This is a genomic window from Planococcus sp. RAB007_Raresut, assembly GCF_057369535.1.
Genome location: NZ_JBXYIF010000059.1, coordinates 1 through 331, shown reverse-complemented (window position 1 = coordinate 331; position 331 = coordinate 1). Strand labels below are relative to the sequence as shown.

At 50.5% G+C, this 331-nt stretch carries 1 pseudogene; it reads left to right on the top strand.

The annotated features are described in order from the left end of the window. Window positions 1–12: 12 nt before the first annotated feature. Window positions 13–331: pseudogene (gene mraW, locus AC2Q9J_RS17760) on the top strand (16S rRNA (cytosine(1402)-N(4))-methyltransferase); the annotation flags it as partial.

The window sequence follows — 331 nt, the reverse complement described above, 5'->3', positions numbered from 1 at the left end:
GATTGTACGTAAGGTGGTGCGAGTCATAGTGAAGAAATCGCAAAGCGTCTATCGACGGGTAAACTAAATGCGTTCGACCAAGATGACGTCGCGCTCGCACATGCGAAAGAGCGATTGGCTCCTTATGAAGGCCGTGTGACGTTTATAAAGAGCAATTTCGTTCACTTGAAGGAAGAACTCGCCCAACGTGGTGTGACAAAAGTGGACGGTGTACTATTCGACCTAGGCGTTTCTTCGCCACAGCTAGATGAGGCGGAGCGCGGGTTCAGTTACAACTATGTCGCACCGCTCGATATGAGAATGGACCGGTCACGGGACTATTCAGCCTATC